The organism is Arcobacter arenosus, assembly GCF_005771535.1.
Taxonomy (GTDB): Bacteria; Campylobacterota; Campylobacteria; order Campylobacterales; family Arcobacteraceae; genus Halarcobacter; species Halarcobacter arenosus.
Map to the genome: position 1 here is coordinate 850,261 of NZ_VANU01000001.1, position 9,488 is coordinate 859,748.

At 32.2% G+C, this 9,488-nt stretch carries 8 protein-coding genes; 4 read left to right on the plus strand and 4 right to left on the minus strand.

The genetic code is table 11. The annotated features are described in order from the left end of the window. Nucleotides 1–5: 5 nt before the first annotated feature. The 4 genes from mnmL to trxB are packed head-to-tail and all read right to left on the minus strand — an operon-like array spanning nt 6 to nt 4,083. Entirely contained in the window at nt 6–1,001 is a 996-nt protein-coding gene (gene mnmL, locus FDK22_RS04350) for a tRNA modification radical SAM protein MnmL/YtqA (RefSeq protein ID WP_420836714.1), read from the minus strand. Continuing rightward, a complete protein-coding gene (gene purF, locus FDK22_RS04355) occupies nt 985–2,334 on the minus strand; it encodes an amidophosphoribosyltransferase (protein ID WP_138151665.1) in 1,350 nt (449 codons plus the stop codon). Before purF ends, mnmL begins: the two co-directional genes overlap by 17 nt. A gap of 26 nt (nt 2,335–2,360) precedes the next feature. After that, nucleotides 2,361–3,134, minus strand: a complete 774-nt coding sequence (gene dapB / locus FDK22_RS04360; RefSeq protein WP_138151666.1) for a 4-hydroxy-tetrahydrodipicolinate reductase — start codon at nt 3,132–3,134, stop codon at nt 2,361–2,363. Nucleotides 3,135–3,153: 19 nt separating this feature from the next. After that, nucleotides 3,154–4,083 (minus strand): thioredoxin-disulfide reductase, encoded by a 930-nt coding sequence (gene trxB, locus FDK22_RS04365; protein WP_138151667.1) that lies wholly within the window; start codon nt 4,081–4,083, stop codon nt 3,154–3,156. A 256-nt stretch (nt 4,084–4,339) separates the two neighbouring features. On the opposite strand from trxB, the gene FDK22_RS04370 reads away from it, so the two are divergent. The 4 genes from FDK22_RS04370 to FDK22_RS04385 all read left to right on the plus strand — a co-directional run bounded on the left by FDK22_RS04370 (nt 4,340) and on the right by FDK22_RS04385 (nt 9,337). Next, nucleotides 4,340–5,665: an alanine/glycine:cation symporter family protein gene (locus tag FDK22_RS04370; RefSeq protein ID WP_138151668.1), complete on the plus strand. Its 1,326-nt coding sequence runs from the start codon at nt 4,340–4,342 to the stop codon at nt 5,663–5,665. A gap of 179 nt (nt 5,666–5,844) precedes the next feature. Continuing rightward, nucleotides 5,845–6,612, plus strand: coding sequence for a fumarate reductase cytochrome b subunit (locus FDK22_RS04375; protein WP_138151669.1), 768 nt, complete (start codon nt 5,845–5,847; stop codon nt 6,610–6,612). Nucleotides 6,613–6,632: 20 nt separating this feature from the next. After that, on the plus strand, nt 6,633–8,615 hold the full coding sequence (locus FDK22_RS04380) for a fumarate reductase flavoprotein subunit (protein ID WP_138151670.1): 1,983 nt from the start codon (nt 6,633–6,635) through the stop codon (nt 8,613–8,615). Continuing rightward, nucleotides 8,615–9,337, plus strand: coding sequence for a fumarate reductase iron-sulfur subunit (locus FDK22_RS04385; RefSeq protein ID WP_138151671.1), 723 nt, complete (start codon nt 8,615–8,617; stop codon nt 9,335–9,337). The genes FDK22_RS04380 and FDK22_RS04385 overlap by 1 nt, the downstream gene beginning before the upstream one ends. Nucleotides 9,338–9,488 lie beyond the last annotated feature (151 nt).

Genomic DNA, 9,488 nt, shown 5'->3' on the forward strand with positions numbered 1-9,488 from the left:
TTATTTTAATACTTTAATCCCTCTTTTATTAGAGCTTTTCTAATCTTACTTATTTGAGAGTGTTTATTTTTACACCACATTGGTGATAATAAAGTTGAATCATCAATTCCAGCAGTAATCCTTTGAACTGATACATTTTCAGGTAAATTTTTAATTGATTTAACCACTGTATCAACATATAAATCTTCAGAAATTGGTGTAAACTTTCCTTTTTTATAATCTTTTGTCAATAGAGTATTTTTAACTACGTATAAAGGATGAAATTTAATCGAATCTACTTTTAACTCAAGGGTTTTGTTAAAACTATCTAACATCATTTTTTGGTCTTCACCAGGAAGTCCATAAATTAAATGCCCACAAACTTTTAAACCTCTTTGTTTAGTTTTGTTAATCCATTTAAACATATTAGCTGAATCATCACCCCGATTGATTTTTTCCAAGGTTTCATCATAAAAAGATTGAATCCCATATTCAACCCAAATCTCTTTTTCTTTGTTTAACTCTTCTAAAAAGTCTAAAATTTCATCTGTCATACAATCAGTTCTTGTTCCAATTGAAAGACCTATTACATTATCAAAAGAAAGTGCTTTTGTATATAAAGCTTTTAATGTTTCTAAAGGAGCATAAGTATTTGTAAAAGATTGAAAATATACTATAAATTTATTTGCACCAAATTTATTAGTAAGTCTTTGTTTTGTTGCATTAAATTGCAGTTCTAATTGTTTTAATTGGTTATCTAAAAAAGGATTTTTTTCAACTCTTGGATTAAGTTTAAAGCTTGGTTTTTTCTCTTGCAGATTTGGAGAAAAAGAATCATTTTCGCAAAAGGTGCATCCACCTTTTGCAACTGTCCCATCAATATTTGGACAAGTAAAACCTGAGATTGATATTGGAGTTTTATAAACTGTTTCTCCAAATTTTTCTCTAAAGTATCTTCCTATTGTAAGAACTTCTTTGTTTTTAATTTTATTGATTGAGTTTTCCTTATTTCCTAACGAAATAGTCACCGTCAAAACTCTCTAATGCATAATTTGTACCAGCACCTATTGAATTTTTTAAATCGTCAATAGATAGGTATTCTAAAGTATCTGCTTCAATATATTTACAAACTTCATCTTTAGTCATTCTACTTGAAATTAGTTCCTCTTTTGAAGGTGTATCTATACCATAAAAACATGGATATTTAATCTCTGGACTTGCAACTCTAAAATGTACCTCTTTAGCTCCAGCTTCTTTTAACATTCTAACTATTCTTTTAGAAGTAGTTCCTCTAACTATCGAGTCATCAATTACAAGTAAAGATTTTCCTGCAATTAATGATCTCATAGGAGAAAGTTTCATTTTAACTTTCATACTTCTCATCTCTTGAGTTGGTTCAATAAAAGTTCTACCTACATAGTGATTTCTAATAATTCCATATTTGAAATCAATTCCACTTTCGTTTGAATATCCTAATGCCGCTGGAACTCCAGAATCAGGAACAGGAACAACCATATCAACTTTTATTCCATTATCCTTATCATTTTTTGCTAATGTTCTACCCATATTTTCTCTAGTAGTATAAACATTTTTACCATCTATAACTGAATCTGGTCTTGCAAAATATACATATTCAAAAGCGCATGGTCTAAATTCTGGTTCAAATAATTGGATTGATTCTAATTCATCTGTTTTATCAGAGAAAATAAGCATCTCTCCTGGTCTAATATCTCTAATAAACTCAGCATCTACAAGCTCAAATGCACAAGTTTCACTTGCAACAATATACCCACCAGATTTTAATTTTCCTAAAGATAAAGGTCTAATTCCATATCTATCTCTAATTACAAATTGTTTATTTCTTGATTGAATAATAAAACAATATGCCCCAATAGTTTTCTCTAATGCTTCTACAATTCTATCTCTTAATCTATCTTTTGAGTTTTTAGCAATTAGATGGATTAAATTTTCAGTATCCATACCAGTTTGAAAAATTGCCCCATTATTAATTAGTTCATTTCTAACTTGATTTTTATTAATCAAATTTCCATTATGAACAATTGAGATTTCACCCAACTTATATTTTGCATATACAGGTTGAGCATCTAAAATAGAATCTCCACCAGCAGTAGAGTATCTATTATGACCAATTGCCATATTACCTTTTAAGTAAGACAATGCCTTATCATCAAATACTTCAGATACTAAACCTCTATCTTTTTTTGTATAAATTTTACCCTCAAAAGAAGAAGAGATTCCAGTAGCTTCCTGACCCCTGTGTTGCATTGCAAAAAGAGCTAAAGAAGCTAGTCTTGCAGCATTATCATTTCCATAAATTCCAACTATTGCGCACATATGATTTATTTTATCCTATTTAAATTTTATAGACCTAAACAGTCATTAATTGAATATAATCCAGGCTCTTGATTAACAAGCCACTTCGCTGCTTTTATTGCACCTCTTGAAAAAGTATTTCTTGAAGTTGCAGTGTGATGAAGTTCGATAAACTCTCCATCATTGTAAAGACCAACTGTATGTCGTCCTACGATATCACCACCTCTTAAACTCATTACACCTATTTCATCTTTTGTTCTTGCACCAATAACTCCATCTCTTCCAGAAACTCTTACAGAATCTAAATCAAGATCTCTTGCCCTTGCTGCATGTTCAGCTAAAGTAAGTGCTGTTCCAGATGGTGAGTCAACTTTATGTCTATGGTGTTGTTCAACAATTTCACAATCAAACTCTCTTAAAGTTTTACTTGCAAGTGAAACAAGCTTATTTAAAACAGCAACACCTAAACTCATGTTTGTTGCATATAAAATAGGTACTTTTTTACTAGCTTCTAAAAGTAAATTTTGCTGATGTTTATTAAATCCAGTTGTAGCAATAACTAATGGTTTATTTCCACCATTTTCAACAATCTCTGTAAGTAAGCTTTCAGTTGCAACTGGAGCAGAAAAATCAATAACAACATCAGAAGATTCTAATAAAACTTTCATCTCATTTGTTACTACAGTACCTTCTGGAACGCTCTTTTTTAATTCATCAAAAACATGACAAGCAGATAGTTGTGCTTGTTCATCACTTTGTAAATCATCAATTAATAAAGAACCAACTCTACCTGTACTTCCTACTACACCTACATTAATCATACGTTATTTTCCTTTTCTTTTATCCAATATATTCAATAATATTAACAGCTGCTGTTGCACCGTCACCGGCTGCACATACAACTTGTTTTGCTGCATCAATTCTAACATCACCAGCAGCATATAAACCTGGAGTTGATGTTTTCATTTTAAGGTCAACAATAACTTCACCTTGTTCGTTAACATCACATAAGAAGCTTCCATCTTCTTGCTTAATTGGTTCGTTTAAAACATCTCTTCCTACAAATACAAATACACCAGGAACTGGTAAATCTCTAATCTCTTCAGTTTCTCTGTTTTTTACTTTAAGTCCAGTAACACCCATAGCATCACCATAAACTTCTTCAACCATTACATTAGTAACTTCTTCTATATTTTCACAAGCTTTCATATGCTCAATTGTACTTGGTGCTGCTCTATAAGTATCTCTTCTATGAACAAGATAAACTTTTGAACAAATTTTTGATAAATATACTGCTTCTTCAATAGCAGAATCACCACCACCAATTACAGCTACTTCTTTACCTTTGTAAAAAAAACCATCACAAGTTGCACAAGTAGAAATACCTCTACCAAAGAACTCATTTTCACCTTTAAATCCAGCACGTCTTGGAACAGAACCTGTTGCTAGTAAAACAGTTTTAGCTTCTTGAATATTACCGTCTGCAGTAGTAACTTTAAAAATATCACCCTCTTTTACTACATTAGATACTTGATTCATCTCATGCTTTAAACCAAACTTCATTGCTTGTTCTGGCCAGTTTGCCATTAAGTCCATACCAGACATAATCTCACCTTGACCTGGGTAGTTTTCAATCTCTGAAGAACCTGTAATTTGACCACCAGGCATTCCCATCTCAAACATTGTTACGTTTTTTAAACCACCTCTTGTTGCGTATAAACCTGCTGTAAGTCCTGCAGGACCTCCACCAATAATTGCTAAATCTAACATAAAATAATCCTTTCTTGTTTATACTAATGAAAAATTGTCCATAATTTCAAGCACCTATTTGAAAGGTGATATAATACCTAATCTTTTTTGAGTAATAGGTTAATCAAAATTAATTTAATGGATAATATTTTTCCTTTAGTAATTTTTATCGTATTTAACTATTATTTTAGTATATATTCTCTTTAACAATTTTATTATTTAATTTTTCTTAACTAAATTTAAGTTAAAATCTAAGCTTTATTAAAAAGGACATTTAATGGAAATTTTAGATGAGATTATATCAAGCGCTTCTAGCTTTGTCTGGGGAGTACCAATGCTCGTACTTCTTGTTGGAACAGGTTTATACTTAAGTATTAGATTAAAAGGGATGCAATTTTGGGCATTGGGACATGCTGTAAAATTGATATTTACTAAAGAGGAAAATGGAAAGGGTGATATTACTCATTTTCAAGCTTTGATGACAGCTTTAGCTGCCACAGTTGGTATTGGAAATATAGTAGGTGTTGCAACAGCAATTACCTTTGGTGGACCTGGTGCAGTTTTTTGGATGTGGGTTACAGGTTTAGTTGGGATGGCAACAAAATACTCTGAAGCTATTTTAGCAGTTAAATATAGAGAAGAAGGGGAAAACGGCTTTAAAGGTGGACCAATGTATTATCTTACTAATGGTGCCAAAATGCCAAAATTAGCTTTTCTTTTTGCTCTATTTACAGTTTTAGCTTCTTTTGGTATTGGAAATATGACCCAAGCTAATGCCGTTGCAAATGCTATATTTTCACAATTTTCAGTACCTATGTGGTTAACGGGAGTTATTCTTTTAACAATTACTTCTTTTGTAATAATTGGAGGAATTAAATCAATTGGAAAAACAACTTCTTTTTTAATCCCTTTTATGATTTTAGTTTATTTTCTAGCATCAATTTCAATTATTATTTTAAATTTTGACAAAGTTGGTAATGCATTTTATCTTATCTTTTACCATGCTTTTAATCCTATAGCAGCTGGTGGAGGTTTTGCAGGTGCAGCAGTGGCAGCTGCTATTAGATATGGTATTGCAAGGGGTGTTTTTTCAAATGAATCAGGTCTTGGTTCAGCTCCAATAGCAGCAGCTGCTGCTAAAACCGATGATCCAGTAAAACAAGCATTAGTATCAATGACTCAAACTTTTATTGATACTTTGGTTGTATGTACAATGACAGCTTTAATTATATTAATGGCTCCAATTTGGACAACAGGTGTAAATGCAGGGGAATTAACACTAAAAAGTTTTGAATTCTTCTTAGGAGATTTTGGTGCTATTATTGTAGTTTTTGCCACAGTTTTATTTGGTTATTCAACAATTCTTGGGTGGTCATATTATGGAGAAAGAGCCTTTGAATATATTTTTGGAGATAGTTCTATAAAAATATATAGAATTGTATTTGTAAGTTTTATAGTTGTTGGAGCAATGACTGAACTTAAACTTGTTTGGAACTTTTCAGACTTAGCAAATGGACTTATGGCAATCCCTAACTTAATAGCCCTACTTTTACTTTCTAAAGTAATTACAGAAGAAACTAACAGATATTTTAAATCAAAGTAGTATTTTATACTACTTTGAGCCCCCCATTAAATCAACTTTACTCACTCATAAATAAGATTATATAAAATTTAACTTAAATTTAAAAATAAGTTTATTTTTTTCAAAGACATCACTTTAAAGTCATTTTGTCTATGTAAACTTCCAAAATCAAAACATAAAAATTTCTCAAAGGAGACAAAATGGATAGAGTTATTGAAGCCTATACAGATGTTACTGCTGAAGGTAAAAAAAGTAGAACACCTGCAAAATTAGATAAATGGCTGACAGCTTCTGGTGTAATTTTAGCACTTTTTATGATGGGACATATGATGTTCGTATCAACAATTTTATTAGGTAAAGATGTGATGCACGCTGTTACAAAAGCGTTTGAATTAGATTTCATCTTTGATGGAGGAGTTCCTTTTATTGTTTCTATTTTTGTTGCAATAATTTCTGCAATATTTATTGTACATGCAATTTTAGGTGTTAGAAAATTCCCAACTTCGTATAAAACTTATATCAAAGTTAGAGAACACGCAAAATTAATGAATCATAAAGATACATCAATGTGGATGTTTCAATGGATTTCTGGTTTAGTAATGATGTTTGCTGCAACTATTCACTTATATATCATGTTTACACAACCACAAAATATCGGACCATATGCAAGTGCTGATAGAGTTGTAAGCGAACATATGTGGCTTTTATATATGGTTTTATTAATTTGTGTTGAAATTCATGGTTCAGTTGGTCTTTATAGAGCTGCTATGAAATGGGGATGGTTTGATGGTGCTAACCCAAAAGAAACAAGAGCAAAACTTTTAAATGTAAAAAAACTACTTAGCTATTTCTTCATGACTTTAGGTGTTATAACTTTATTAGCATATATCAAAATTGGTATTGAGCATAGTGATAATGTTGGTGAAAAATATGTACCAACTTCTCATTCAAAAGTTTTAGAAAAATAAGAATAGAAAAAGGTATAAAAATGATAATTAAATATTGTGATTCATTAGTAATAGGTGGAGGTCTAGCTGGTTTAAGAGCTGGTGTTGCCTGTGCCCAAAAAGGACTTAGTACAACAGTTTTAAGTCTTTGTCCAGTAAAAAGATCTCACAGTGCTGCAGCTCAAGGTGGTATGCAAGCAAGTTTAGGTAATGCAAAAATGTCTGAGGGTGATAATGAAGATGTTCACTTTACAGATACAGTAAAAGGTTCAGACTGGGGATGTGACCAAGAAGTTGCAAGAATGTTCGTAACAGTTGCACCAAAAGCAATTAGAGAATTAGCAGCTTGGGGTGTGCCTTGGACTAGAATTAAAAAAGGTGACCATGAAGCAGTAATCAATACAAAAAGAACAACTATCCATGAAGATGCTAACAAACATGGTCTTATTAATTCAAGAGACTTCGGTGGTACAAAAAAATGGAGAACTTGTTATACAGCTGATGCAACAGGTCACACAATGCTTTTTGCAGTTGCAAATGAAGCGTTAAAAAGAGATGTAAATATTGAAGATAGAAAAGAAGCTATCGGACTTATTCACCACAATAATAGATGTTATGGTGCTATTGTAAGAGATCTTATCACTGGTGATATTATGGCTTATGTTGCTAAAGGTACTCTTATTGCTACTGGTGGATATGGTAGAGTTTATGAGATTACTACAAATGCAGTAATTTGTGAAGGTATTGGTACAGCTATTGCTTTAGAAACAGGTGTTGCAAAACTTGGAAACATGGAAGCAGTTCAATTCCACCCAACTCCACTTTTCCCATCAGGTATTTTATTAACTGAAGGATGTAGAGGTGATGGAGGAGTTCTTAGAGACGTAGATGGACATAGATTTATGCCAGATTACGAGCCAGAGAAAAAAGACTTAGCATCAAGAGACGTTGTTTCAAGAAGAATGATTGAACATATTAGAAAAGGTAAAGGTGTTGATTCTCCATATGGTAAACACCTATGGTTAGATATCTCTATTTTAGGTAGAGAGCATATTGAAAGAAACCTAAGAGATGTTCAAGAGATTTGTGAATACTTTGCAGGTATTGACCCAGCTGATGAGGGACCAAAAGGATGGGCTCCAGTTCTTCCAATGCAACACTACTCTATGGGTGGTATTAGAACTAAACCAACTGGTGAATCTCCAACTTTAGCAGGTCTTTTCTCTGCTGGTGAAGCTGCTTGTTGGGATATGCATGGATTTAATAGACTTGGTGGTAACTCAGTATCTGAAACAGTTGTTGCAGGTATGATTGTAGGTAACTATTTTGCAGATTATTGTATAGAGACACAAATTGATATTAAAACAGAAACTATTGAAAAATTTGTTCATGAAAAAGAAGCTTACATGAATGAACTTGTATCTAGAAAAGGTACAGAAGATGTGTTTAGAATCAAAAATAGAATGAAAAAATTAATGCAAGAATATGTTGGTATCTTTAGAGATGGTGTTGGATTACAAAAAGCAGTAACTGAACTTGAAGAGTTATTAATCGCTTCTAAAAATATTGGTATTAAAGATAAACAACTTAGTGCAAACCCTGAATTAGAAGAAGCATATAGAGTTCCAATGATGCTTAAAGTTGCACTTTGTGTAGCAAAAGGTGCTTTAGATAGAACAGAATCTAGAGGTGCACACACAAGAGAAGATTATCCAAAAAGAGATGATGCAAATTGGTTAAAAAGAACACTTACTTCATGGAAAGATGGTGATACTATGCCAACAGTTGAATATGAAGACCTTGATATTATGACTATGGAAATCCCTCCAGGATTTAGAGGTTATGGTGCTAAGGGTATGATTATAGAAAATGAACTAAGTGCAGTAAGACAAAAAGAGGTTGATGAGTTAACTGATAAATTAACTGCTGAGGGTAAAGACAGATATGAGATTCAAGATGCTCTAATGCCGTTCCCATTACAACCAGAATATAAAAGAAAAAATCAAAGATTAGGAGTAAAATAATGGCTAGAGAATTGACAATCAAAGTTCTTAGATATAATCCTCAAGGAACTGATTTAAAACCATATTTTCAAGATTATAAAATAACAGAGACAGATAGTATGACTATCTATCTGGCTCTTACTCAAATTAGAGAATCAATGGATGCTGGTCTTTCATTTGACTTCGTTTGTAGAGCTGGTATTTGTGGGTCTTGTGCGATGATGATTAATGGAAGACCTAAGTTGGCTTGTAGAACATTAACAAAAGATTTACCAAATGAAATTATGTTATTACCTCTACCAACATTTAAACTAATCAAAGACCTTTCAGTTAACACTGGTGTTTGGATGGATGCAATGTCTAAAAGAGTTGAATCATGGATTCACACTTCTCATGAAGTTGATATTGCAGCATTAGAAGAACCAATTGAACCAGAAGTTGCAGATGAAGTATTTGAACTTGATAGATGTATTGAGTGTGGATGTTGTGTTGCTGGTTGTGGTACTAAACTTATAAAAGAAGATTTCGTTGGGGCAGTAGGTCTTAATAGAATTGCAAGATTTGAATGTGACCCACATGATGAAAGAACCGCTGATGATTATTATGAATTAGTCGGTGATGATAATGGTATTTTTGGTTGTATGACTTTACTTGGATGTGAAGATACTTGCCCTAAACACTTACCATTACAAAACAAAATTGCTTATATGAGAAGAAAGTTAGCAACTGTTAAAGGAGCATAATATGGCTGAAGAAACAAAAGTGATTACCGAACAAGATATAATACAAAGTATAGCAGACGCATGTCAATATATATCTTTTTATCACCCTGAAGATTTTGTTAAAGGGATGGTAGAAGCATATGAAAAAGAACAAAGTGAATCAGCAAAAAAT

Excerpts from the sequence above, each read along its gene's own strand:
- purF (WP_138151665.1), bottom strand. The coding sequence starts at position 2,334 with ATGTGCGCAATAGTTGGAATTTATGGAAATGATAATGCTGCAAGACTA.
- dapB (WP_138151666.1), bottom strand. The coding sequence starts at position 3,134 with ATGATTAATGTAGGTGTAGTAGGAAGTACAGGTAGAGTTGGTTCTTTA.
- trxB (WP_138151667.1), bottom strand. The coding sequence starts at position 4,083 with ATGTTAGATTTAGCAATTATTGGTGGAGGTCCTGCAGGACTTACAGCA.
- FDK22_RS04370 (WP_138151668.1), top strand. The coding sequence starts at position 4,340 with ATGGAAATTTTAGATGAGATTATATCAAGCGCTTCTAGCTTTGTCTGG.
- FDK22_RS04375 (WP_138151669.1), top strand. The coding sequence starts at position 5,845 with ATGGATAGAGTTATTGAAGCCTATACAGATGTTACTGCTGAAGGTAAA.
- FDK22_RS04380 (WP_138151670.1), top strand. The coding sequence starts at position 6,633 with ATGATAATTAAATATTGTGATTCATTAGTAATAGGTGGAGGTCTAGCT.
- FDK22_RS04385 (WP_138151671.1), top strand. The coding sequence starts at position 8,615 with ATGGCTAGAGAATTGACAATCAAAGTTCTTAGATATAATCCTCAAGGA.